The organism is Sphingobium fuliginis (assembly GCF_015074805.1).
Lineage (GTDB): Bacteria > Pseudomonadota > Alphaproteobacteria > Sphingomonadales > Sphingomonadaceae > Sphingobium > Sphingobium fuliginis.
Window position 1 is genome coordinate 1829475 of record NZ_CP060035.1, and the last position, 24416, is coordinate 1853890.

At 65.5% G+C, this 24416-nt stretch carries 25 protein-coding genes; 15 read left to right on the top strand and 10 right to left on the bottom strand.

Annotated elements, in window-relative coordinates; translation table 11 throughout:
* Nucleotides 1-3: 3 nt before the first annotated feature.
* From H5V43_RS08765 to H5V43_RS08780, 5 genes are all read left to right on the top strand, one after another.
* The gene (locus tag H5V43_RS08765; protein WP_025547555.1) at nucleotides 4-741 is read left to right on the top strand and encodes a fimbrial biogenesis chaperone; all 738 of its coding nucleotides are present in this window, start codon (nucleotides 4-6) and stop codon (nucleotides 739-741) included.
* Nucleotides 722-1507, top strand: a complete 786-nt coding sequence (locus H5V43_RS23590; protein WP_244968606.1) for a fimbria/pilus outer membrane usher protein — start codon at nucleotides 722-724, stop codon at nucleotides 1505-1507. The genes H5V43_RS08765 and H5V43_RS23590 overlap by 20 nt, the downstream gene beginning before the upstream one ends.
* Complete coding sequence (locus H5V43_RS08770; protein WP_244968607.1) at nucleotides 1480-3048, top strand: fimbria/pilus outer membrane usher protein; 1569 nt, start codon at nucleotides 1480-1482, stop codon at nucleotides 3046-3048. Before H5V43_RS23590 ends, H5V43_RS08770 begins: the two co-directional genes overlap by 28 nt.
* Complete coding sequence (locus H5V43_RS08775) at nucleotides 3045-3551, top strand: Csu type fimbrial protein (RefSeq protein ID WP_025547557.1); 507 nt, start codon at nucleotides 3045-3047, stop codon at nucleotides 3549-3551. Before H5V43_RS08770 ends, H5V43_RS08775 begins: the two co-directional genes overlap by 4 nt.
* Before the next feature lie 265 nt (nucleotides 3552-3816).
* Nucleotides 3817-4470 carry a Crp/Fnr family transcriptional regulator gene (locus H5V43_RS08780; protein WP_025547559.1) on the top strand — a complete coding sequence of 218 codons (654 nt, stop codon included), beginning with the start codon at nucleotides 3817-3819 and terminating at the stop codon, nucleotides 4468-4470.
* Between the two features lie 183 nt (nucleotides 4471-4653).
* On the opposite strand, the gene H5V43_RS08785 is transcribed toward H5V43_RS08780, so the two are convergent.
* From H5V43_RS08785 to H5V43_RS08815, 7 genes are all read right to left on the bottom strand, one after another.
* On the bottom strand, nucleotides 4654-6111 hold the full coding sequence (locus tag H5V43_RS08785; protein WP_025547561.1) for a TRAFs-binding domain-containing protein: 1458 nt from the start codon (nucleotides 6109-6111) through the stop codon (nucleotides 4654-4656).
* 52 nt (nucleotides 6112-6163) lie between these two features.
* Nucleotides 6164-6763, bottom strand: coding sequence for a hypothetical protein (locus H5V43_RS08790; RefSeq protein WP_025547563.1), 600 nt, complete (start codon nucleotides 6761-6763; stop codon nucleotides 6164-6166).
* Nucleotides 6764-8476: a toll/interleukin-1 receptor domain-containing protein gene (locus H5V43_RS08795; protein WP_193666641.1), complete on the bottom strand. Its 1713-nt coding sequence runs from the start codon at nucleotides 8474-8476 to the stop codon at nucleotides 6764-6766.
* A 409-nt stretch (nucleotides 8477-8885) separates the two neighbouring features.
* Nucleotides 8886-9701, bottom strand: a complete 816-nt coding sequence (locus H5V43_RS08800; protein WP_025547564.1) for a ferredoxin--NADP reductase — start codon at nucleotides 9699-9701, stop codon at nucleotides 8886-8888.
* A gap of 158 nt (nucleotides 9702-9859) precedes the next feature.
* Entirely contained in the window at nucleotides 9860-10072 is a 213-nt protein-coding gene (locus tag H5V43_RS08805) for a hypothetical protein (RefSeq protein WP_226870181.1), read from the bottom strand.
* A gap of 144 nt (nucleotides 10073-10216) precedes the next feature.
* Complete coding sequence (locus tag H5V43_RS08810; RefSeq protein ID WP_025547568.1) at nucleotides 10217-10534, bottom strand: hypothetical protein; 318 nt, start codon at nucleotides 10532-10534, stop codon at nucleotides 10217-10219.
* Nucleotides 10535-10644: 110 nt separating this feature from the next.
* Nucleotides 10645-12240, bottom strand: a complete 1596-nt coding sequence (locus tag H5V43_RS08815) for a phosphoenolpyruvate carboxykinase (RefSeq protein ID WP_025547570.1) — start codon at nucleotides 12238-12240, stop codon at nucleotides 10645-10647.
* 289 nt (nucleotides 12241-12529) lie between these two features.
* On the opposite strand from H5V43_RS08815, the gene H5V43_RS08820 reads away from it, so the two are divergent.
* The 9 genes from H5V43_RS08820 (at nucleotide 12530) to H5V43_RS08860 (ending at nucleotide 20466) form a co-directional block, all read left to right on the top strand.
* A complete protein-coding gene (locus H5V43_RS08820) occupies nucleotides 12530-13237 on the top strand; it encodes a response regulator transcription factor (RefSeq protein ID WP_025547572.1) in 708 nt (235 codons plus the stop codon).
* Nucleotides 13203-14798, top strand: coding sequence for a stimulus-sensing domain-containing protein (locus H5V43_RS08825; protein ID WP_025547574.1), 1596 nt, complete (start codon nucleotides 13203-13205; stop codon nucleotides 14796-14798). The genes H5V43_RS08820 and H5V43_RS08825 overlap by 35 nt, the downstream gene beginning before the upstream one ends.
* A gap of 228 nt (nucleotides 14799-15026) precedes the next feature.
* Nucleotides 15027-15476, top strand: coding sequence for an HPr kinase/phosphorylase (locus H5V43_RS08830; RefSeq protein WP_025547576.1), 450 nt, complete (start codon nucleotides 15027-15029; stop codon nucleotides 15474-15476).
* Nucleotides 15473-16405 (top strand): RNase adapter RapZ, encoded by a 933-nt coding sequence (gene rapZ, locus H5V43_RS08835; RefSeq protein WP_025547577.1) that lies wholly within the window; start codon nucleotides 15473-15475, stop codon nucleotides 16403-16405. The genes H5V43_RS08830 and rapZ overlap by 4 nt, the downstream gene beginning before the upstream one ends.
* A 32-nt stretch (nucleotides 16406-16437) precedes the next feature.
* On the top strand, nucleotides 16438-16842 hold the full coding sequence (locus H5V43_RS08840) for a PTS sugar transporter subunit IIA (RefSeq protein ID WP_025547579.1): 405 nt from the start codon (nucleotides 16438-16440) through the stop codon (nucleotides 16840-16842).
* Nucleotides 16839-17111 carry an HPr family phosphocarrier protein gene (locus tag H5V43_RS08845; RefSeq protein WP_025547580.1) on the top strand — a complete coding sequence of 91 codons (273 nt, stop codon included), beginning with the start codon at nucleotides 16839-16841 and terminating at the stop codon, nucleotides 17109-17111. Before H5V43_RS08840 ends, H5V43_RS08845 begins: the two co-directional genes overlap by 4 nt.
* A 117-nt stretch (nucleotides 17112-17228) precedes the next feature.
* Nucleotides 17229-18224, top strand: coding sequence for a sensor domain-containing diguanylate cyclase (locus H5V43_RS08850; protein WP_048576856.1), 996 nt, complete (start codon nucleotides 17229-17231; stop codon nucleotides 18222-18224).
* Nucleotides 18225-18358: 134 nt separating this feature from the next.
* Nucleotides 18359-19159, top strand: a complete 801-nt coding sequence (locus H5V43_RS08855; protein WP_044662706.1) for a TrmH family RNA methyltransferase — start codon at nucleotides 18359-18361, stop codon at nucleotides 19157-19159.
* Between the two features lie 44 nt (nucleotides 19160-19203).
* Entirely contained in the window at nucleotides 19204-20466 is a 1263-nt protein-coding gene (locus tag H5V43_RS08860) for an MFS transporter (RefSeq protein ID WP_099185966.1), read from the top strand.
* On the opposite strand, the gene H5V43_RS08865 is transcribed toward H5V43_RS08860, so the two are convergent.
* The gene (locus H5V43_RS08865; RefSeq protein WP_025547584.1) at nucleotides 20450-20974 is read right to left on the bottom strand and encodes a GNAT family N-acetyltransferase; all 525 of its coding nucleotides are present in this window, start codon (nucleotides 20972-20974) and stop codon (nucleotides 20450-20452) included. The two genes, H5V43_RS08860 and H5V43_RS08865, sit on opposite strands and share 17 nt — an antisense overlap.
* A 101-nt stretch (nucleotides 20975-21075) precedes the next feature.
* On the bottom strand, nucleotides 21076-23700 hold the full coding sequence (locus tag H5V43_RS08870) for a TonB-dependent receptor plug domain-containing protein (RefSeq protein WP_226870179.1): 2625 nt from the start codon (nucleotides 23698-23700) through the stop codon (nucleotides 21076-21078).
* Between the two features lie 95 nt (nucleotides 23701-23795).
* Between H5V43_RS08870 and H5V43_RS08875 the strand changes: the two genes are divergently transcribed.
* Complete coding sequence (locus H5V43_RS08875) at nucleotides 23796-23972, top strand: hypothetical protein (RefSeq protein WP_157846841.1); 177 nt, start codon at nucleotides 23796-23798, stop codon at nucleotides 23970-23972.
* 71 nt (nucleotides 23973-24043) lie between these two features.
* Here H5V43_RS08875 and rplS read toward each other — a convergent pair whose 3' ends face one another.
* Nucleotides 24044-24412: a 50S ribosomal protein L19 gene (gene rplS, locus H5V43_RS08880; protein WP_025547586.1), complete on the bottom strand. Its 369-nt coding sequence runs from the start codon at nucleotides 24410-24412 to the stop codon at nucleotides 24044-24046.
* Between the last annotated feature and the right edge of the window lie 4 nt (nucleotides 24413-24416).

Here is a 24416-nt window from a genome sequence, read left to right on the forward strand (position 1 = left end):
AAGATGAACAGGGGATATGCAAGCGTTGCGGCAGCGGCGGCGATGCTCTCTGCGCCGCCCGTGCAGGCGGCGGGGCTCAAGGTCTTCCCGGTGCGCGTCGTGCTGACGCCGGCGGAACCGGTGCAGACCATGGCGATAGAGAACAGCAGCAAGGAAAGCGCCCGCGTCCAGCTCCGCGTCTATGGCTGGCGGCAGGAAAAGGGCGAAGACGTGCTGGAGGAGACCCGCGACGTGCTCGCCAATCCCGCCCTGTTCGAGGTGCGGCCCGGCGCCGTGCAGATCGCCCGCTTCGGCCTCAGGACGGGAACAGGCGCTGCGGAGAAGAGCTATCGCGTGATCCTGGAGGAGGTGCCCGGCACCCGCGCGGTTCCCGCCGGAACCGTCCAGACGCTCCTGCGGATCAGCATTCCGATCTTCGTGCCCCCGGCTCGCGGGTCGGGCAGGCTGGTCTGGCGCGCCTGGCCCAGCGGACCGCGCCAGATGACCTTCGCCATCCGCAACGAAGGCAACGCCCATGTGCAGATCAACCGCCTGATCCTGTCGCGCAAGGGCGGTCCGCAAGTGGCCCGGCAGGACATGTCGGTCTATCTGCTCCCCGGCTCCTCGCAGCAGGTCGTCCTCGACACTGCCGCATCCATCGCTTCCGGCCAGACCCTGAAACTCGACGCGATGACCGATCAGGCGGATGTCGCCGCGGAGATCGTTGCAGAGGAGCGGCCCCGTGAAGTCGCGCGCCCTTGAAGGGGCCATGGTCGCGCTCTGCCTCCTGTCCCGCCCCGCCGCCGCCCAGGCTCCCCCCGGCCATGGATCGCCGCCGGCCGCCGGGGAAGACGGCGACGGGCCCTCGCTGATGCTGGTCCGGCTTCTGGTCAACGGCCAGGCGCAGGAGGGCGAGATACTGGCCGGGCGGCGCGGCGATGCCTGGTTCCTGAAGGCCGCGGACCTCGAACGCTGGAAGATCCGCCCCGATGCCCCGCCCGTGACGATCGACGGAGAGGCGCTGGTCCCCCTCCCCTCCTTCATCACGCCCTCCTTCGATGCGGCCAGCCAGCAGCTTGACCTGACCGTACCCGCCGAACGGTTCGCGGTGCAGCGGCTTTCCGGATCGGCCGGCAGGCTGCTGCCCACAGCCGGCACCTTCGCCGCCTTCCTCAATTACGACCTGTCGGTCTCCCATCAGGACGAACTGGCCTCCTCCGCCTTCCTGGAAGCCGGCCTGTCGGACGATTGGGGCCTGTTCGCCAACAGCATGACGGTCGGGCAGAGCAGCGGCATCGGCAACGGCGTCGTGCGGCTCGACAGCTATTTCATCCGCGACGATCCCCAGGATCTCCGCCGACTGATCCTGGGCGATACCGTCACGACCAGCCCGACTGGGGCCGCCAGATACGCTATGGCGGCGTTCGCTACGGCACCGAATTCGGACTCAGTCCCACCCTCATCACCTTTCCCACCCCCGCCTTTCTCGGCCGCACCGCCGTGCCCTCCAATGTCGAACTGCTCGTGAACAATGCCGTGCGCTTCCAGTCGGACGTCGATCAGGGGCCCTTCTCCATCGATCAGGTGCCTCTGGTGACGGGCGCGGGCGAGGTGACGCTGGTCGTGCGCGACGCCATGGGGGTCGAACGGCGCGTGCGCACGCCCTATTATGTCAGCCCCCGGCTGCTCAGCGCCGGGCTGTCCGCCTGGTCGTTCGAGGCCGGGGCGGAACGGCGCGACTATGGCATTGCCAGCTTCAGCTACGGCACCGCCTTCGCCGCGGGCAGCTACAGGCGCGGCCTGACGGACTGGCTGACCGTGGATGCCCGGGCGGAGGCGAGCGGCGACGTGCAAATGCTGGGCGGCGGCCTGTCGTTCGTCTGGCCGCTGCTCGGGGAATTCAGCCTCGCTTTGGCGGGATCGCTCGGGAGGGAGGGGAGCGGCGGCCTCTATCGCGCCTCCTTCGCGCGCATCACCCCGCGCTGGAACATCGCGTTCAGCTATCAGCGTGCGTCGGATCGCTTCGACCAGATCGGCATAGACCGCCCGGCGGACCGCATCGCGCGGCAGTTCCAGGCGTCGGCCGGGGCGTCGCTCGGCGATCTGGGCAGCATGGTCGTGACCTGGACCGACCTTGAATATGGCGACGGCAACCGGGCGAGGATCGGATCGGCCAATTACAGCGTCGGGATCGGCAGCCGCGCCTATATGAGCCTGTTCGCCATCCGCAGCGACATGGCGGGCCGGGAACCGGAGGCGGTCGTCGGCCTTGGCCTCACCATTCCCCTGGGCACGCGGACCAGCGTCTATGCGCAGGGCGACAATCGCAACCGCCTGGCGGAAATCCGGCGGACGGCGCCGCTTTCGGGCGGCTGGGGCTACCGCCTGGCGGGCAGCGAGGGCGAAAACGACCGGCAGCAGGCGGAAATGAACTGGCGCGGCTCCACGGGCGAGCTGAGCCTGGAGGCGGCCCGCTTCCGGGGCAAGACGGGCCTGAGGCTGCTCGCGAGCGGCGGGGTCATGCTCGCGGCCGGCAGCATCCATGCCTCCCGGCGGATCGAAAATGGCTTTGGCGTGGTCGAGGTGCCGGGGCAGGGCAATGTGCGCATCTATCAGGAAAACCGCCCCGTCGCGCGCACCGACCGGCGGGGCATCGCCATTGTTCCGGACCTGCGACCCTATGAGGCGAACCGGATTTCGCTGGCGCCGTCCGACCTGCCGCTGGACGTGCGGCTGCCCGACGACACGATGATCGTCGTTCCGCGGATCAGGGGCGCGGCCCATGCCCGCTTCCCGGTCGAGCAGGACCGGCCGGGCACGGTGGTCGTCGCCACCGCCGACGGCAAGCCGGTCGCAGCCGGCGCGAACGTACGCACCGACGGCGGCGAGACGCTGTTCGTCGGCTTCGGCGGAGAAATTTTCGTGCGCAATCTCCGCGAAGGGATGGTGCTGGAGATCGACACGGGCGGTAGCGTCTGCAAGGCGATCGTGACAGGCATCGCGCCGCGCGACACGCTGCCCCGCATCGGCCCCGTCGCCTGCGCCTTCCAGCGGGAGCCGGCGCCATGAGGCGGCGCGCTCAAGCCCTGACGGCCCTGCCGCTGCTGACGGCCATCCTGTTCCTGATGCAGCCAAGCCCTGCCCAGGCCGCCTGCAACGGTCTGGCCGGCTGCTCCTGCACGGTCACCGCCACCGGCATCAGCTTCGGCAACTATAATCCGCTCTCCCCCACCGCGACGGACGCGACGGGTACGATCAACGTCCATTGCGATCTTCTGGTGGCGCTGGCCGGCTCCTACACGATCGACATCAGCGCCGGCAGTTCCGGCAGCTTCGCGCCACGCACGCTGCGAAGGGGCGCCGCTGCCCTCAACTACAACCTCTACACCAACGCCGCACGCACGCAGATATGGGGCAACGGCACCGGCGGATCGGTCAACGTCACGCGCGCCGTCCTGGCATTGCTGGTGTTCAACGACAGCGTCACCGTCTACGGCCGCATCCCGGCGGGACAGAATGTGGCGGCCGGCGCCGGCTATCTCGACACGCTGACGGTGACCGTCACCTATTAGGGCAGCGTATACGGGCCGGCGTCAAGCTGAGCATGGTGGGCGCCTTCTCCCGCCCAACGCCTTTGTCGGAGATCGACGAAGCGTGATGCACGTCACGCGCAAGATGGGAAGAGGCGCTTATTGTTCCGCCCGCGACCCGAGGAACTCAGGCTTGCCTGATTTCCAACTCAGGGCCCGGCAGCCTTCGCGCTGCTGGGCCTTTTTTTGAGAGCCATCAGCCGGTAGGTTCGACCGCGCTGGCCCACATGGTTTTTGGGGGAAGAGCTTGCTTGAGACGGAACGGCTGGCCGTTATCAGAAGCGTGTTTTCATGTGGGCAGGCAGGTGCCGAGGCTCTGGCGTCCGCCGTTCGCGACATGGTTTTTCCGCACAAGGCCGTCGTCGCGCATCAGGGCGACCTGGCCGATCATTGCTGGGTGGTCGTGGAGGGCGCCGCCCAGGCCCAGATCAACTCGGCCGATGGCCAGTTGACCTTGCTCGCTTCCCACGGGCCGGGCGAAATCTTCGGCAGCTATCCCGAACCGGCGGCGCTGCGCAGCGACATCGTCGCGCAGGGTTCGCTCCATCTCCTCTGCATCGAAACCTCGGCATTGGTGGACCTGGCGCGGCACAGCGCGGATATAGCCCATGGCCTCAGCCTGCTGTTCGCGCGGCAGTTGGACGTGATGCTGGACCGCATGGCCGCCAGAACCACTTTGACGGCGAATGGCCGGGTCTATGCCGAACTGCTGCGCCTTGCGGGCGCCTCCAACCGCATCGAGCCGCCGCCCGTGCTGTCCGCGCTGGCGCTGTCGGTGCATACCACGCGGGAGACGACATCCCGGGCCATTGCGCATCTGCTGCGGCGGGGCATCGTCAGCCGGACAGACGAGGCGCTGGAGATACTGGCGCCGCGCCTGCTCGCCGAATTGATAGCCTGAAGCCTGCCCGGACCACGCCATGCGGAGATCGGGCCTGCAAGCGCCGATTCTCCTCCCGGTCGCGGAAGCCGGATCCTCGCACATCCTGAGCAACGTCCGATGAACCGGAGCCGCTCAACATCCGTTCGCCCTCAGCTTGTCGAAGGACTCAGCGCGGACCAGAAAGAGGCGATTCCCCCAGGCTCAGGGAAACAGGCCATAAAGCGCCAGGTCGCCCGACGCCGTCCTGATGTCGCCCATCGGCTGCACATTCGCATCCGGCGCGTGCAGGGCAAGGGCAAGGGCGGCCGACTCGCTCAACGCCACCGCCCCCTCCAGGTCCGCGGCGGCGATCATGAGCGCACGATCCCAGCGCCCGTCCTGCGTGTCGGCCAGGGCGCGGTAATCCAGCGCCAGCCGGGCCTCGGGATGGTCGCCGCGCAAAGCAGCGGCCCTGTGGGCCGCGTCGGCAAGGGAAGACTGGCCATAGGCATGCTGCCCCTCCTGCCCGATCAAGAGCGTCGCATCCCCGCCGAAGTGGAAGGGCAGGGATTCCGGAACGGCGATCAGCGCCACGACTTCCGCCTCCGGCGACAGGGCGACCTGAGCGGCGTTGCTCCGTTCCAGCGCCAGCCGATCCAGCCGAAGCCCCAGCGCTTCCCAGCCTGCCATGTCGCCTCCCCCCTCCTCGCCCCGCCCGACGATCTGCAAGGCGCGGGCGGAGGATTGCAGGCGCTTGGCCTCGCACAGGGCTAGCCCCATGGCGGCCTGCCTCGACACCTCGACGGATGCATTGCTGAGCGGTTGCCAGTCGTCCATTTCCCTGACCGACACCGCCCTTCCCATCAACGCATCGAACCGATCGGCCCATGCCGGACCGAAAGGATCGACCGACGCCGCCCGGAACAGTTCGGCCGGACAGGGCAGAACGACATGCAGCTGGCGGCCCGCCTCAATGGCCGCCTCCGCCACCAATATGTCCGCCCCGGCGGCCAGCGCCCCGATCACCATGGAAGGGGCCAATGCATCCACCGCCCCGGCAATCGTGTGAGCCGCCTGGGCGTCATCGGCTGCAAGGCCCAATATTCCTTCGAAATAGAGCGGCGAAGCCGGACGGTGACGGTCCAGCCAGTCCGCCGGCCGTCCCGCCTCCGCCAGGATCATCGCGAACTGTCGCAGCGTGGAGGCATGGTCTTCCCACGCTTCGGGCTGATGCCCGATGGCCTGCCGCAGCATCCGTTCGGCATCCTGGGTCCGGCCCAGCAGCAGCAGCGCTTCGGCCCGCGTCGCATCGATCCAATAGGGCGTCTCGGCGGCGCGCAGCGGATCGTCGAGCAGCGTCATCACGGCATTGGCCAGCGTCACCGCCGCCTCGTGCCGCCCTGCGACATAGGCCAGCGTCGCCGCGTTGATCAACGGATAGGTCGCATGCGAAAGGGCGGAAGCACGCTCATAGGCGGTGATGGCCCGGTTCAGCAATTCTTCCCGCGCCGCGCCGCTCTCCCCCGCCGCGCGGTCCTTCAGCAGGCGTCCGTAAACCGTCAGCACATCCGGGTCGTCCGATTGCGGCGACAGGCCGGCGGCATGGAATGTGGTCCAGGCCTGTTCCAGCGCGCCCGCCCGGGCCAATCGCGTGATGCTGTTAAGCTGCGGCCTGATCATTTCCCGCCTTGTCCCACAAGCGCCCGTCCGCCGCCACCGGATTCGCGCGATCCTATTTCCGCGGTCCCTTGCTGACGCCGTCGGGATCGATCGCCAGGACAACCCCCGAATCGCCGCCATGTTCATAACGGCCGCGAATATAGAGATTGAAGATGAAGCCCTGCTCCTCCCCTTCCTTCAACGGTTCGCCGGTATAGCCGTTGCACATGTAGTTGCGGCAGCGCAGCGCCGGATAGCCGCCGATGTCGGTCATCTCCAGGTCGTAGAAGCTGCGGTTGGGCGCCACCGGCGCGGGCGGCGGGGGCAGCGAACTGTTTTCCTTCTTCTCCACGAACCAGATCGGATCGGTGTCCTTTCCGTCATGGAAGCCGTAGCCGGGCGCATCCAATATGATGGTGAAGAAGCACATATATTCGACGAAGGCGATGTTCTCGAACCCATAGCCCCTGAATTCGGGATATTGCGCGGGGTCGCGGGACTGCGCCATCTTCAGCAGGCGCGCCTCCGTGGCCTGCAGTCCGCGTTCGCAGATCGGCGCGAACCAGCGGCTGACATTCCACGCGCCTTCCCGCACGCGAATGGAGAGCAGGGTGACATGATCGATCTTGTCGCCGGGGCCGATGGTCCTGACACTGTTCCCGTAAGGCAGCATTCACTCCCCCTTTGCCGAAGCCCTGTCATTCGACTGTGCTATAGCATCCAGACGCCGGATCGACGTAGCCCGAAATGCCGGGTCCGCCGCGGCCGTCGGACTTGCATCATGCATGATCCGACGGGCCTGGTCGACCAGTCGGTGGACCTCCGCGCCCTGGTGGCGCGCCCTCGCCACCTCGGCTGCATCCATCAGCAGCCGCAAATGCTGCTCGAACCAGTTCTGGTTCTCCGGATCGCGCTGGCGCAGCGCCGAAGACTGGCTCCGCGCATCGCGCAGCAGCCTGACCGCCTTGGCCGTCTCACCGGTCTCGAACGCGATCCGCGCAAGCGAACGGGTCGCCACCAGAGTGTCATAGGCGATGTCGCCATTTTGCGGATCTTCCCGCCGCAAGGGTTCGAGCAGCCTCAGTTGCTCCAGCCGATGCTGCTCCGACGCGCGGAAGTCGCGGCGGTCGAAATGCACGTCGGCCAGCCGCGCATGGCGTTCGGCCACTTCCATGCGAATGTTGAGCGATCCGGGATCGGCCTGCTGCGCCCGCTGGAACCAGTAGAGCGACTTCGCATAATTCCGGATCGCATCGTCATGGTCGTTCTTCGATTCCCATTGGACCGAAGCGATGTTGCTGAGCGCATAGCCCATTTCCGTGAAGCTGCGCGCCGCCTGGGGCTGATACCGGAAAAGCTGGCGGGCCCAATGCAGATAGGCCCGATAATGCCTGAGCGCGGCGTCGGCCTGCCCGGATAGCTGATCGACCTGCCCGATCCAGAATTCGCTCTGCGCGTGGACGAAGATCCATTCGGGCCGCTGGGGCTCGTCGTCCAGCAGAGCGGTGGTGGTGCGATGCGCTTCCTCGAACTTGCGCCGCGCCGCCGGCAGGCTGCCGCGCGCGATGTCGTCCTCCCCCATCGCCTGAAGGATGCGCGCCCGCCTCTCCAGACTGTCGTCCGGCAAATCGTCGAGGTCGCCCTGGTCGCGATAATAGTTCATCGCCCGGTCGTTGACGACGGTCAGGGCATCCAGGCGACCGACGCTGCGCAGACGTTCCCGCAAATCGGTCAGCATGAATTCGATGATCCCTTCTGCTTCGGCGCGTTGCCGCTCCGCTTCCCGCTGCGCTTGCAAGGCCGCAATCGACAGCGCGAGAAAAGCTAGCATGACCAGCATCAGGGCCAGCGTGACAGCCGTCACGCGCCGGACGCGCCGCTGCGCATCGCGCTGCACCAGCCGGTCCAGGCCGATCCCGGCCAGCCCGGCAATGATCTTCAGGGTGCCCAGCCGAACGCCGTCGCCCTCCCGCCGAAGGTCGGCGGCAAGCGGTTCGCCACCGTCCTGCAGCGCAGGCGGAAAGGCCTCTTCCGGTTCGCCTTCGATGATCGCCGCCAGGATCGGCCGGTCGGGATGGAGGAAGCGGAACAGGCGGATTTCCTTGTCCACCCAGGGCGAAGCCGCCGCATGGGGCGAACACAGGACCACCAAAGCCGCCGATCGGGAAAGCGCCTGCTTCACCGCCTCCGACAGGTCGGCCGCGGCAGGCAATTCGTCGCGGTCGCGGAAGATCGGGCCAAGCCGCCGCTCGCCGTCGGATCGCATGGCGCCCTTGGGCAGCCGATAGGATTCCAGCCGCCGTTGCAGCCCGCGCGCGGCCCGAACGTCCCTGTGATTATAGCTCAGGAAGGCGGTGTAGGCCGCCTTCGCACTGTCTGCCCGCATCTCCACAAATCGCGCCGTCGCCCCTTCCTACGCCGGAGGTGGACTGCTTATCGCGATGTTCCACCGAAAAATCGACCGCTTTGCCGAATCGCCCGCTGCCGCAACGGCCGAATGGAGCCGCATCCCGGGCGCGACTCGCCGCGGGGGCCATGCGCGGACGCCGGAGCATATCCGATAAACCGTTCATAATGGACGATGATCATCTTGCCATCGGCACGGGAAAGGGAAACAAGGATATGGACCGGCCAGAAGCAAAGCCTCGGGTCGCAGCCGGTTCATTGCGATGACATCGTCTGGCGCCGTTGCGATGCCGGCCTTGCGCCGCCTGCCCCCATCATGAAGACCATCCACGGAAAAGCAGAAGGGCCGGCATCGCCGCCAGCCCTTCCCTTGCCGATGCCGCAGGCGATCAACCTACGAAGGCGCGCTCGATAACATAGGCGCCGGGCGCGGCGTTGGAGCCCTCGGCAAAGCCCTGTTCCTCGAAATAGGCGCCGAACTGCTTGATCATCTCCATGCTGCCGCACATCATGATCCGGTCGGTCTCGGGATTGAACTTCGGCTCGCCTGCAATCCCTTCGAACAGCGCGCCCGTTTCCACCAGCTTGTCGATGCGGACGTTGTTGCGGAAGGGTTCGCGCGTCACGGTCGGCACATAATGGAACTGGCTGGCCGCCTGCTCGGCCACCAGCGGGTCGTCCGCCAGCTTGCCCGACAGCTCGTCATGGAAGGCAAGGTCGCTCACCCGGCGGACCGAATGGACCACCACGACCTGCTCGTAAAATTCATAGACGTCCGGATCGCGCGCCAGGCTGAGGAAGGGCGCCAGGCCCGTGCCGGTCGACAGCATGAACAGCCGCTTGCCCGGCAGCAGCGCGTCCGTGACGAGCGTGCCGGTCGGCTTGCGCCCCAGATAGATCTGGTCGCCGGGCTGGATCAGTTGCAGTTTGGACGTCAGCGGCCCGTCCTGCACCTTGATCGACAGGAACTCCAGTTCCTCGTCCCAGGCGGGGCTGGCGACCGAATAGGCGCGCAGCAGCGGCTTGCCATTGTCGCCCTGCAAACCGATCATCACGAACTCGCCCGACCGGAAGCGGAAGCTGGCCGGCCGCGTGATGCGGAAACTGAACAGATGTTCGTTCCAATGCCGCACCGACAGCACGGTTTCCACTGAAAGCGCGCCGGTCGGTTCCAGCACCGGCTTTTCGATCGTCACGTCGTTCAAAACCTTTTCCCCTGCCAAATCCAGGGCGACTGTCGCGGGTAAGAGCGTCAGTTGCGTGGGCTTCGCAATAAGCTATGCAGCGCGAATGCCCCTTGGGACGTTCCAAGGCAAGGCGAAAAAAACTTGTCCGTGCGAAAGCTGGCGATCATCCGCGCGGATCAGGACCGCGGGCAAAGCGGCGGCACCGCGCGACGCGCCGGAACGCAGCAGGGAAGATTGCGCGTCTCCGGCGCATTCAGCGCACGGTAGCTGGGCACGCAGGCCCCGTCCTGCATCCATTCACCGGACAGAAATTGGCTCTGCGCCTGCGCGTTGCTGCTCAATATCGCTGCAATGGCGGCGCTGCCGCGCAGCATATCCCCCATCATCATGATTTTCCCCTGCTCCCGGAGCGCCGACACGCCCGTCCCGCAGCAAGCTCATAATCGCTTATCTATCCAAAAGCATACCCAATCCGGGGTATGCCCGGCCATTTCCGCAAAATCCGTCATCCCAGCGTGCGCCGGGACGGCGGATCAGCCGAAAAGACCTTTGGCCAGCCCGCCCAGTTCGTTGAGCGGATTGCCGTCGCCATCCCGGTCGAACAGGCCGCCGATCTTCGCCAATATGGCTTCCGGGCCGCCGAAATGGGCGAACAGCTCCTGCAACTTGTCCGCCGACACGCCATGTTCGGCGGCCGTGGTCGCCAGCGCGGCGACATCGGTCTCGCCCGAAGCGATCTTGCCGCCGATTTCGCTCATCAAGGCCTGCATCTGGTCGGGCTGAAGGCCGATCTTCGCGGCAACCGCCTCCAGGCCACCCATATTGCCCAGCAAATCGTCGAACAGTGCCATAGCTCATATCCCGCTGAAGTTTGATGCAGGATAGCATTCCGTCCCGCCGACGGGAAGCGAAAGAGGCCGGAAGATCGCTCCGGCCCCTGTCGTTACGAAATGCGGGCCTGTCAGGCCGCCGTCAGCGCCGCGTCGCGCACCGACGCATCGACATGATCCTCGAACTGGGCGAAATTGTCGACGAACTGCTTGACCAGCTTGCCGGCGGTTTCGTCATAGGCCGCCTTGTCGGGCCAGGTCGCGCGCGGATCGAGTATGGTCGAATCCACGCCCGGAACCGCAACCGGCACCTGGAAGCCGAAATTGGGATCGGTGCGGAATTCGGCGTTGTTGAGGCTGCCGTCGAGCGCCGCGTTCAGCAGGGCCCGCGTCACCTTGATCGGCATGCGCTTGCCGACGCCATATTTGCCCCCGGTCCAGCCGGTGTTGACCAGCCAGCAGGTCACGCCGCCCTTGTTGATCCGTTCCTTCAGCAGGTTGCCGTAAACGGAAGGGTGACGCGGCATGAACGGCGCGCCGAAGCAGGTGGAGAAGGTCGCGGACGGCTCCGTCACGCCGATCTCCGTCCCGGCGACGCGCGCGGTATAGCCCGAAAGGAAATGATACATGGCCTGGTCCGGCGTCAGCCGCGCGATCGGCGGTAAAACCCCGTAAGCATCGGCGGTCAGGAAGATGATGTTCTTCGGCACCGGCCCCAGATTCTTCTCCGACGCATTCGGGATGAAGTCGATCGGGTAGGAACCCCGGCTGTTCTCGGCCAGGCTGTTGTCGTCCAGGTCGATCTCGCGGGTTTCCTCGTCGATCACGACATTTTCCAGCACCGTGCCGAACCGCTTGGTGGTGGCGAAGATCTCCGGCTCGGCCTCGGCCGACAGGTTGATCATCTTGGCGTAGCAGCCGCCCTCGAAATTGAAGACGGCGGTGTCCGACCAGCCATGCTCGTCATCCCCGATCAGCGTGCGGCTGGCATCGGCCGACAGGGTGGTCTTGCCCGTGCCCGACAGGCCGAAGAAGACCGCCGTGTCGCCGTTCGGGCCGATATTGGCCGAACAGTGCATCGGCATCACGCCCCGCGTCGGCAGCAGATAGTTGAGGATGCCGAAGACCGACTTCTTCATCTCGCCGGCATAGCGCGTGCCGCCGATCAGGATCAGCTTCTCGGTGAAGTTGACCGCGATCACCGTCTCGCTGCGGGTGCCGTGACGGGCCGGATCGGCCTGGAAGGTGGGCAGGTCGATGATCGTATATTCAGGCGCGAAATCCGCCAGCTCCTCCGCGCCCGGACGGACCAGCAGCGTGCGGATGAAGAGGTTATGCCAGGCGAATTCGTTGATGATCCGCACGTTGACGCGATGCTCAGGCTGCGATCCGCCGAACAGATCGGCAATGTACAGCTTGTCCTTCTGCCCCAGGGCGGCGAAGAAATCGGCCTTCAGCGCAGCGAAATGCTCCGGCGTCATGGGCACGTTGGTCTTGCCCCACCAGACGGTGGATTCGGTTTCCGCGTCCCTGACGATGAACTTGTCGCTTGCCGACCGCCCGGTATGCTTGCCGGTCTTGACCACCAGCGGGCCGTCCTTGGCCAATATGCCCTCGCCATTGGCAAGCGCGGCTTCGACCAGCGGCGCGGTGCCCAGATTCCAATATTGATCGGCGCTGGTGGAAATGCCCTGCCGATCGAGGGTGAAAGAGGATTTGGCCTGCACGCCTTTACTCCTGAATATCATTATGTCCGGCCGCCATCTTATCATGTTCACGGCCGGTCCGCCTCTCAACGCCGCGATCTTCGCCGCTTGGCGCCATCTGCTGCAGACCTAGCGGGCATAAGCCTTTGCAGAAGATGCGTCAAACCCCGGGAAACCCCGCATCCCCGGCATTTATCCCGAATTCCCATGGCTACACCGCATAACCCGCCCGCCCGGCCTTCCTTGCAGGGGAAGCCGCCTTCGTCTAACGCAGGGGCATTCCCATTGCCGACGATTTTCGGGGCGCAGCATGACCGCAACCATCGCTCTGGTGGACGATGACAAGAATATCCTGACCTCCGTCTCCATCGCGTTGCAGACGGAAGGGTTCCTGACGCGCCTCTATTCGGACCCGGAGGCGGCGCTGAAGGCGCTGGTAGAAAATCCCGCAGACCTGGCCGTGTTCGACATCAAGATGCCGCGCATGGACGGGTTGGAACTGCTGCGGCGGCTGCGGGAAAAGAGCCATATGCCGGTCATCTTCCTGACGTCCAAGGCCGACGAACTGGACGAGGCGCTAGGCCTCGCCATGGGCGCGGACGATTATATCAGCAAGCCTTTCTCCCAGCGGCTGCTGATCGCGCGCATCCGCGCGATCCTGCGCCGGGCGGAGGCGAGCAAGGTGGATGCCGCGCCCGACGAGCCGGTGGTCGAACCGATCGTGCGCGGCCGGCTGGAAATGGACCCCGCCCGCCACCGGGTCAAATGGATGGGCCGCGACGTGACGCTGACCGTGACCGAATTCCTGATCCTGGAAACGCTCGCCGCGCGCCCCGGCGTGGTCAAGAACCGCAACCAGCTGATGGATGCCGCCTATCAGGACGACGTCTATGTCGACGACCGCACCATCGACAGCCACATCAAGCGCCTTCGCCGCAAGTTCCGCGAAGTCGACCCCGAATTCAACGCAATCGACACCCTCTATGGCGCCGGCTATCGTTTCTCCGAAGAAGCATGACGCGGGCGCAAGGTGGAGCTGGTCCGGCCGGATCAGCCTGACCCCGCGCATCCTGGCGGTCAATGTGTTCGCGCTGGCGCTGCTGGCGGGCGGCTTCTTCTATCTGGACAGCTACCGCACGCGCATCGTCGACGACCGGCTGGAGCAGTCGGCGCGCGAATTGAAGCTGCTGGCCATTGGCCTTGAAAATGCGCCGGCGGACCGGCAGGACGCGCTGATCGCCGCCTATGCGCGGCAGACCGGCGACCGCGTGCGCCGCTATGACGCGCAAGGACGGCTGATCGCCGACAGCTTCGCCATGAACGCGCCGCGCTATCGCCTGCGCCTGCCCGCCGAGGAGGAATGGCAGCGCCATGTCGCCCGCTTCCTCGACAAGGTGATAGACCGCATCGTGTCCGCCGACCGCCCGCCCAATTTCGAGGAGCCGGCGGTCGACCGGGCACAGGCATGGCCCGAAATGGTCGTGGCGCGCAAAAGCGGCCGCACCCAGGCGGTGAACCGCTATGCCCCCGACCGCACCTTCATGATCTCCGCGGCGGTCAATGTGAAGGACGGCACCGGCCTGCTGGCGACGGAAAACGCCCGCGACATCACGCGCACCGTCCGCGCGGAGCGTTTCCGCCTGGGCATGGTGCTGGCGGCGGCGGTGCTGGCTTCCGTCCTGCTTTCCCTGTTCCTGGCCCGGACCATCGTGCAGCCGCTGCAACGCCTCGCCCGCGCGGCGGTGCGCGTGCGGCTGGGGCGGGCGCGCGAAGTCACGGTGCCGCGCCTGCCCGACCGGCGGGACGAGATCGGCATGCTGGCCCGCGCCCTGTCCGACATGAGCCATGCGCTGCGCCAGCGGATCGACGCGACCGACGCCTTCGCCGCCGATGTCAGCCATGAGCTGAAGAACCCCATCGCCTCCCTGCGTTCCGCCCTCGACGCGCTGGACCGGGTGGACAAGCCGGAACTGCGCGCCCAGCTGATGGCGATCGCGCAGGACGATGTGCGCCGGCTCGACCGGCTGGTGACGGACATTGCCGAAGCTTCGCGCATCGACGCGCAGCTTTCCCGCACCCGGTTCGAGCCGATCGACCTCGGCCTGTTGATCGAGAAGATGGTGGTCGCCCGCGAAGCCCGCGGCGTGCCTCGCGGCGTGCGCCTCGCCTTCGCCCGGCCACGCAGGAATGTCGCGGTTGCGCTGGGCGAGGAGCAGCGGATCATCCGCGTGCTCGACAACCTCATCGACAATGCGATCTCCTTCTCCCCCGATGACGGGCTGGTCCAGATCGTCGCGACCGTGGCGGACAATGAAGTGCTGGTCAGCGTGGAGGATCAGGGTCCCGGCGTCCCGCAATCGGAACGCGAGCATGTCTTCCGCCGGTTCCACAGCGTCCGCCCGGAAAATGAGGCGTTCGGCAAGCATTCGGGCCTTGGCCTCGCCATCGCCCGCTCCATCGTGGAGGGGCATCAGGGCAAGATCAGCATCGCGGACCGCCAGGACGCGCAAAGCGGCGCCTGCTTCATCGTGCGCCTGCCCATGGCGGTCGAACGCGATCCGGGCATCGTTTCGGAATAAGCCGGAAAGGGGGAGGCTCAGATACTCCCCCTCCCATGGGCGGGAGGAGGCCGGGATTTTTAAGCTGCCGCCCTCCAGGCCCGCTTCGCCGCGCCGACCGTCTGCGAGGAATGGCCTGGATTTGCCGCCCCCCCACACCCCACTGCACCATAATGAGAAACGCCCCGGTTAATTCGATTTCCACCAGCACCAACAGGAGCTAATATGACGTCAAAGCGATAAGGCGATATGGCGTCGACACATTCTTCCGAAACCCTGCATGCGACCAGCGTGGCGATCGACGGCCGGGCCGTGCTGCTCTGCGGCCCCAGCGGCATGGGCAAGTCCGACCTGGCGCTGCGCTTGATCGATCGCGGCGCCGTGCTGGTGAGCGACGACTATACCCGCCTGCTGGAGATCGAAGGGCGCCTGTTCGCCCGCGCGCCCGACCGGATCGTCGGCATGATGGAGGTGCGCGGCCTGGGCCTGGTCGACATGCCCCATGCGGACAACGCCCCGGTCGCGCTGGCGGTCGACCTCAGCGACGATGTGGAGCGCATGCCGCCGGAAACCGCGCAACGGTCCATCGCCGGGGTCGCAATCCCCGTGGTCCGGCTCGCCCCGTTCGAAGCATCCGCCCCGATCAAGGTGGAACTCGCCGTCCGGACCCTGGGCCTCGGGAGCATGGACCCGTTGTGAGCCTGGAAACGCCGAAGACCATCCTGCTCGTGTCCGGCCTGTCAGGCGCGGGCAAGACGACCGCGCTCAAGACGCTGGAGGATATGGGCTGGGAAGTGGTCGACAACCTGCCGCTGGTGCTGCTCGACCGCCTGCTCGACACCCCCCTGCCGGAGGGGCATGAGGAAGGGACGGACCGTCCTCTGGCGCTGGGCATCGACGCGCGCACCCGCGGCTTCGACGCCGCCGCGATCGTCCAGCGGATCAAGGCCCTGCGCGCTCGCCACGGCCATGATGTGGAAACGCTGTTCCTCGACTGCTCCGGCGAGGAGCTGGAGCGTCGTTTCGCGGAAACCCGCCGCCGCCATCCGCTGGCCACCGACCGCCCGGCCCGCCATGGCATCGCCCGCGAACGGGAACTGACCGAACCGCTGCGCCGCTGGGCCAATCAGGTGATCGACACCAGCAGCCTCACCAGCAACGGCCTGCAACAGGAAATCCGCAACCGCTTCTCGCGCGAGGGGCTGTCGGACCCGGTGCTGACCATCATGTCCTTCGGCTATTCGCGCGGCGTGCCGCTCAACGCCGATCTGGTGTTCGACATGCGCTTCCTGCGCAATCCCCATTGGGAGGAGGCGCTGCGGCCGAAGACGGGGCTCGACCCCGCTGTCGCCGCCTATATCGTGGAAGATCCCGCCTATGAGGAGGCGGTCGGGCGCATCGAACACTTGCTGGCCCTGCTGCTGCCCCGCTATGCGGAGGGCGGAAAAAGCTACATTACCGTGGCCTTTGGCTGTACGGGCGGCCGCCATCGGTCGGTCCATGTGGCCGAACGCGTCGCCAGATACTTGCAAGATGCGGGCTTTTCGCCCACGGTCTCGCACCGCAATATGGAATCAGCGCCCCAGGACGCCCTGGAGAAGCGCAGACCGGGAGGCCCGAAAGCGTAATCCATGAAGAACAGGTGGGCCACGTAAGCAAGATGATTGGACTGGTACTCGTCACCCATGGGGCGCTGGCGACGGAATTCGTCGTCGCGATGGAGCATGTGGTCGGTCCGCAGCAGCAGATCGAGACCATCTGCATCGGGCCTGAGGACGATATGGAGATGCGCCGCGCCGACATCGCCAATGCGGTGGCGCGCGTCAACGACGGGTCGGGGGTGATCCTGCTGACCGACCTGTTCGGCGGCACCCCCTCCAACCTCGCCATCTCCCTGCTGAAGGCTGGGGAGATAGAGGTGATCGCGGGCATCAACCTGCCCATGCTGATCCGCCTGGAAAGCGCGCGCAAGGTCATGGACGTGCGCCAGGCCGTCGCCGCCGCGCGGGAAGCGGGTCAGAAATATATCAGCGTTGCATCGGAACTGTTGGGCAGCACCACATGAGCGAAATCAGCCAGGAAGTCAGGATCAGCAACCGCCGGGGCCTCCACGCCCGCGCCAGCGCGAAATTCGTGACCCTGGCCAGCGGCCTTCCCGCGCAGATCACCGTGCGCAAGGACGGCAGCGAAGTCACCGGAACCTCCATCATGGGCCTGATGATGCTGGGCGCGGCGATGGGGGACAGCATCGTCATCAGCGCCACCGGTCCCGAGGCAGCCGATTCGCTGGGCAAGCTGGTGACGCTGGTCGAGGATAAATTTGGCGAGGAATAAGGCGGGTCGAGCCTGCTAAGCCTTTGTCAAACATCGGCAAGCGACTATCACAGGATAATATCGAACGGGAATCGCGGGGCGCAGGAAGGGCGCGCCGCCGGTTGAGGATAGTTGGCAATGCTCGATCCAAAGCTGATGGACGAACCGGCGCGTCTCGCCGCGCTGAACCGGTATGAAGTTCTGGATACGCCAAGGGAATCCTCCTTCGACCGCATCACCGATCTGGTCCGCAGCATCCTGGGCGTGCCGATTTCGGCCGTCTCGCTGGTCGATACCGATCGGCAGTGGTTCAAGTCGCTGGCCGGCCTCGACGAAAGCGAAACCGCCCGCGACATCGCCTTTTGCGACCACACCATCCGCCAGCGGGCGCCGATGGTCATCACCGACGCCAAGGAGGATGCCCGCTTCCGCGACAATCCGCTGGTGACGGGCGATCCCAACATCCGCAGCTATGCCGGCATCCCGCTGGAGACGCCGGACGGCTATAATATCGGTTCGCTCTGCGCGATCGACACCGTGCCGCGCGAATTCGACCCGGCGCAGATCGCCATCCTCAAGAATCTCGCCGCGCTGGTGGTTGAGCAGCTGGAACTGCGCCGCATCGCGGAGCGCGATCATCTGACCGGCGCGCTCAGCCGCAGAGCCTTTCTCACCGAAATGAACCGCGCCATCGCCCTGTTCGAACGGCATGAGCGGCCCGCCAGCCTGCTGCTGTTCGACATCGACCATTTCAAGCATATCAACGACACCTACGGCCATCCCGCTGGCGACCAGGTGATCCGCGGCATCGCCCGGCTCTGCGCCGGCCTGCAACGCCCCAGCGATTCGCTCGGGCGGCTGGGCGGCGAGGAATTCGGCATATTGCTGCCCGAAACGGCGGAGGACGATGCCGCAAGGGCGGCGCAGCGCTTCTGCGACGCGATCGCCGCTGCGGAAATGCCCGGCACGCCGCCGCTGCGCGCCACCGTCAGCTTCGGCGTGGCGGAACTTCGCGGCGACTGGCCGACCGGCGAAAGCTGGCTGGCGGTCGCGGACATGGCGCTCTACGAAGCCAAGCGCTCCGGCCGCAACCGCGTCGCCGTCGCCCGGCACGGCGCCTCCCAGGCGACCTGAGATAGAGTGTTTGGTTTAAAGCCCGCCGGCAGCAAGGCCAAACCCCCACCCTGCCAAGCCCCCTACCCTTTTCCCCTCTCCCCCTATAGAGAGGCCGTTTCGGCGGACCTGCAAAAAGGGCAAGGGACAGCATCGTGGCGCGAGAAATCACCGGATTTTCCAACCCGCTGGTGAAGCGCGTCCGTTCCCTGCGGGAGAAGAAGTTCCGCAAGGCGGAGGGCCTCTTCCTGGCCGAAGGGCTGCGCATCCTGACCGAAGCGCGCGAGGAAGGCGTGCTGCCCGAAATGCTGTTCCACGCCGGTTCCACCCACCCACTCGCCGCCGACCTGATCGCGGCGATGGAGGCGGCGGGCGGCGACGTGATAGAGACGACGCCCGACATCCTCTCCAAGATCAGCGGCAAGGATAATCCGCAGGCGGTGGTCGGCGTCTATCGCGACCGCTTGACCCCGCTGGCGAAGCTCGACCGGAGCAGGGCCGACATCTGGATCGTCGCCCAGTCGCTGCGCGATCCCGGCAATCTGGGCACGATCCTGCGCACCGGCGATGCGGTCGGCGCGGGCGGGCTGATCCTGATCGACGATTGCGTCGACCCCTTCTCCGTCGAATCCGTGCGCGCCAGCATGGGCGCCCTCTTCACCCAAAGCATCACCCAGGCGCGCTGGGGCGAGTTCATGCACTGGCTGCGCCAGGGGCCGGGCGAGCTGATCGGCACCAGCCTGAAGGCCACGCACGACTATCAGGAACCGCGCTACCAGAGCCCCAGCTTCCTGCTGGTCGGCAATGAGGCGCAGGGCCTGCCCGAAAGCTATGAAGCCGAATGCGACCTGCTGGTGAAGATGCCGATGCTGGGCAAGGCGGACAGCCTGAACGCGGCGGTCGCCTGCGCGGTGATGGCCTATGAATTGCTGAACCAGAAGCGGGCGGGTAAATGACGACGATGGGGGGCGTGCAAGCGGTGGAAGCAGGGACCAGGGAAATGGGCGGCATGGGCGCGATGCTGCGCCACAAGCGGGTGCTGGCGGCCAGCCTGATCGGCACGGCCGTCGAATTCTACGACTTCTATATCTACGCGACCGCCGCCAGCCTGGTCTTCGGGCCGCTCTTCTTCCCTGCCTCCTCCCCCTCGGCACAATTGCTCGCCGCCTATGGCAGCCTCGCCCTCGCCTTCTTCGCCCGGCCCCTGGGCGCGGCGGTGTTCGGCCATTATGGCGACCGCATCGGGCGGAAGGCGACGCTGGTGACGTCGCTGATGCTGATGGGCGGATCGACGCTGGCGATCGGATTCCTGCCGACCTATCAGAGCATCGGCTGGTGGGCGCCGCTGATCCTCTGCCTCCTGCGCTTCGGACAGGGTTTCGGCCTCGGCGGCGAATGGGGCGGCGCGGCCTTGCTGGCGGTGGAGAATGCGCCTCCGGGATGGCGGGCGCGCTTCGGCATGTTCCCGCAATTGGGCGCGCCGGTCGGATTCCTGGCCGCCAATGGGCTGTTCCTGTTGCTGGGCATGTTCCTCACTGACAAGGATTTCTTCGCCTGGGGCTGGCGCCTGCCCTTCCTGGGCAGCGCGGTGCTGGTGATCCTGGGCCTCTGGATACGCCTGAAGCTCACCGAAACCCCCGAATTCGCTGCCGCCCGGGCCGAAGCACCGCCGCCCGCCGTGCCGCTCGCCACCCTGTTCAAGAGCCATTTGGGCGCGGCCATCGCGGGCACCTTCGCCTGCGCCGCCTGCTTCGCCGTCTATTATATCGCGACCGCCTTCGCCCTCGGCTATGGCACCACCACGCTCAGGATCGACCGCGAAACCTTCCTCGCCATCCAGTTGGGCGCGATCCTGTTCATGGCGTTCAGCATCATCGTCGCCGGCTGGTGGTCGGACAGGAGCAGCCCGACCCGCGTGCTGGTCGCGGGCTGCATCGGCACGGTGGCGATGGGCGTGATCTTCGGTCCCGCCATGGGCACCGGGCAATTGCTGCCGATCTTCCTGATCCTCAGCCTCGCCCTGTTCCTGATGGGCTTCGTCTATGGGCCGCTCGGCGCCTATTTGCCGCATCTCTTCCCGGTGCAGCTTCGCTATACCGGCGCGTCTTTCGCCTTCAACCTGGGCGGCATCATCGGCGGCGCGCTCGCTCCCATCGTCGCGACCTGGCTGATCCAGGTCCAGGGCGTCGAGCTGGTCGGCCTCTATATGTCGGCAGCGGCGGCGCTCAGCCTGATCGGCCTCTGGTTCACGAGTCGCCAATAGGCTTGCGCATCAGGATCAGCGGCACGCCGCTATCCTCGAACGCCCGCACGTCGGCGAAACCGAAGCTGCGGTAAAGCGGCACGCCCGCCATGGTGGCGGACAGCTCCAGCGCCGCGAAGCCCTCGGCCCGCGCCGCCTCCTCGCAAAGGGAGAGGATCAGCGTGCCCACGCCCTTCCGCACATGATCGGGATGGGTGTACATGGCCCGCACCCTGGCGGCCTCCGTCGCCGGATCGAGCAGCCGGTCGTCCCGCCCCGCGCTATGGTCGCCGCCATAGGCCGTGGCGCGCCGACTCCAGCCGCCGCAACCGGCAATCTCCCCCCGATCCTCGATCACGAAATAGGTGCCGTCGCTGATCAACCGGCTGTCCAGCCCCATGAAGCCATGGCTGGCCTTCACCTGTTCGGGTGTCAGGAAACCGGATTGCAGGCGGTCGATGGCCAGGGTCATCAGTTCCAGCAGCGCCGGTTCGTCGGCCGGGGTGGCGATACGGTGGAAAAGCGGCATGGACTGGCACCGATAAAAGGCAGAATGGCGGCGACGGCCCGTGCCGTTCGCCGCCCTTCCCGTTGCAAGACAGGCAGGCCGGAAGGCCTGTCCGCCTGTTTTCAGAAGGTGACGTTCACCCGCGCATAATAATAGCCGCCATTGATGCCGAAGGGCGAGATGGTCGGATATTTGCTGGTCGAATAGCCGCGTTCGCCATTGGCGAGTTCCGCGTTGCGGATGAACTCCTTGGACCGCTGGGTCGGATATTTGTTGAACAGATTGTTCGCACCGATGGAAAGCTTGATCGGCTTGGCGATCTGGTAGCCAAGTTCGAGGTCGGTGATGAACGCCTCCTTGACCGGCACCTTGATGAGGTCGCCGGCATCCGGGCCGCTGCGCGCGGTTTCCAGCGTATAAACCTGCGAATAATAGCTTTCGCGCAGGTTGGCGGAGAATTTGCCCCAGGTCCAGAAGGCGTTGAACGTGCCCCGGAAGCGCGGCGTGCTGTGCTCCAGCTCCACTTCGCTCGACGCGTCGATAAGGCGCGTCAGCTCGGGATTGACGGTGCTGGAATAGAGCGCGGAAGGAAGCGGATTGATGCCCAGGACCTTGTTGGCGTTGTAATTGCCTGTGAAGGTCAGGTCGAGCTTGCCCATTTCGCCAAGGTCGGTGACATAGCTCGCAACCAGGTCGACACCCCGGGTCCGCATCTTCACGCCGTTGACGAAGCTCTGCACCGACACCCCGCCCTCGGTGTTGCGGTCGACGCCATTGTCCGCGAACAGCACATAGGCCGGGATCGCGTCCGCCGTCCTCCAGTCCGTCACCGTGCTGCTGCCGCCCAGCGCCGCGTTCACCGCGCTCAGCACCGCCAACTGGTTGTAGATGGCATATTGGTCCGCATCGAAGGGCAGGCAGGCCGCCGCATTGCCGCCCGCATAACCCGCCGGGCAGCGATTGCCGGTAAAGCCGGAGAAGGCCGTGGAGGTCATGATGCGGTTGCGGATCGTGATCTGATAGGCGTCCAGCGTGATGGTGAAGTTGCGCGCCGGGTTGATGACCGTACCCAGGCTGAAGTTGGTCGATTTTTCAGGCTTGAGGCCGCCAAAGCCCAGCGACGCCGCGGCGGACGATGCGGGCGGAAGCACGCCGCCGATGAAGCCCGGTCCGACGTTCAGGCCGGAATAGCCTCCTTCGGCCAGGGTCGGCGCGCGGAAACCGGTGCTGACCGTGCCGCGCAACGCAAAGGCGTCGGAGAAGTCATAGCGGCTGGTCAGCTTGAAGACGGTCGTGTCACCGAAATCGCTATAATGTTCGTGGCGGACCGCGCCGTCCACCAGCCAGTTTTCCAGCGGCTTGAGGCTGATGTCCAGATATTGCGAGAAATTGTCCCGCTTGTACTTGCCCGCGTCATTGGGGCTGTAGCCGAAGAAGGACTGCGCACCGCCGCCATAATAGGAGGCCGGATCGCCGGCCCGGATACCATAGGTCTCATGCCGGAATTCCAGGCCCGCCGCGATGTTGACCGGTTCCGAAAGCCCAATGTCCACGGCATGCGTCAGGTCGAGCGTGTTGCTCCACTGGGTGTTGAAGAAGTCGCCATTGTGGAAGGTTTCGGGCGTGAAGCCGGTATCGGCGTAGAGCTGGGCATTGGCCGAATGATAGACATAGACCTTGACCAGATCCTTGCCATAGGTGGACGCCAGGTCGAACGTCGTGTCCCCCAATGTGCCGCGGAAACCGCCGGTCACCGAATAATCGGTCTCGTCGATGCGCTCCTGCGGCTGGAAGCCCCCGGCATAATAGGGCACGCCGCCGGCGCTGACGACGGTCGTCGGCGGGCGCGTATTCTCATAGGCGGCGGCCTTCTTGTGGCCATAGCTGCCGAAGCTGTAGATTTCATAGTCGCCGAATTCATAGCCGGCATTGTAGTTCACGACCGTCTGGTCGATGTGCGGGTCGCCTATGATCCGGTTGGTATAGGGATAGCCGGGCAGGTTCCTGATTTCGGGATAGGTGTTGGACAGGTTGATCGATTGCGGGTTGATGTCGCCCCGGAAGCTGAAGCCCTTGTGCTTCTTCTGCGCCGATATGTTCAGATAGGCGCCGTCGAAGGGCGCCAGGCCGATATTGCCGCCGATCGCATAGGTCTTGCCGCCCTGGTCGTAATATTCGCCGCCGGTCGCATTGATGGAGCCGCCATGGTCGGCCTTCTTCTGGAGGAAGTTGATGACGCCCGCGATCGCGTCCGTGCCATATTGCGCCGCCGCGCCGTCCTGCAGCACTTCCACGCGCTCGATCGATTCGGGCAGGATGAAGCTGACGTCCGGAGCGGCGCTGCCACCATAGGGGCCACCGGCGACCGAGACGTTGGCGGTGCCGTGGCGCCGCTTGCCATTGACCAGGACCAGCGTGTGGTTGGGGCTGAGGCCGCGCAGCTTCATCTGCAGGTTATGCGCCTGAAGGTCGCTGCCGAAGGATTGCGCCTGGACGGAGGGAAGCTGCTGCGCCAGGCTCTGCATCAGGTCCGGGGAGCCCGTGCGCTGCAACGTGTCCGCGCCCAGGAGCTGGATCGGCGCCGGGCTGTCGGCCACCTTCATCCCGGTCAGGCGGGTGCCGGTGACGATGATCGCCGCGCCATCCGTGGCGGAGGCCGCTTGCGGATCGGTCTGTGCGTAAACTGTTGCTGAAGAAGACAGCGCAATAATCATGGCTGCGCGAGAAACGAAACTCTTGTGGTTCATGAACCAGCCCCCTTGCTTCGTTATGAAGAGAGCCTCTCCCGACAGATATTTTCTTGTTCTTACCTGAACAGTTCGTTCAAATCCTTTGAGCTACGATGATCCTGCTCCAGAGCCGCAGGCTTGGATCTTCGAAATATTTAGCAATCTCTGGAAACGGAACGCTGACACAAAACCGCCATCAAAGAAAAACGAATTTCTGCTGCGGCGCAAAATCATGGCTGACGGGGAAAGGGGAAATCCCCGCAATTCCAGATCAAATCATTGATGCATAAAGAAAAAGGCGGCACCCGCATGGGATGCCGCCTGTCTCTTTTTTACAACTGTCAAGACAGTATGAAAGCGATCAATCCTCGCTGCGCACTTCACGGCGCTCGGCAATGCGAGCGCGCTTGCCGGTGCGGCCGCGCAGATAATAGAGCTTCGCGCGACGCACCACGCCCTTGCGGACGACAGTGATCGAATCGATGTTCGGCGAATAGAGCGGGAAGACGCGCTCCACGCCCTCACCGAAGCTGATCTTGCGCACGGTGAAGTTGCTGCCCATGCCCTTGTTCGAGCGGGCGATGCAGACGCCTTCGTAATTCTGGACGCGGCTGCGGTCGCCTTCGACGACCTTCACGCCGACGCGCAGCGTGTCGCCGGGACGGAATTCCGGAATATCCTTGGCGAGGGCCGCGATGTTCTCGGCCTCGATCTGCTGGATCAGGTTCATGACT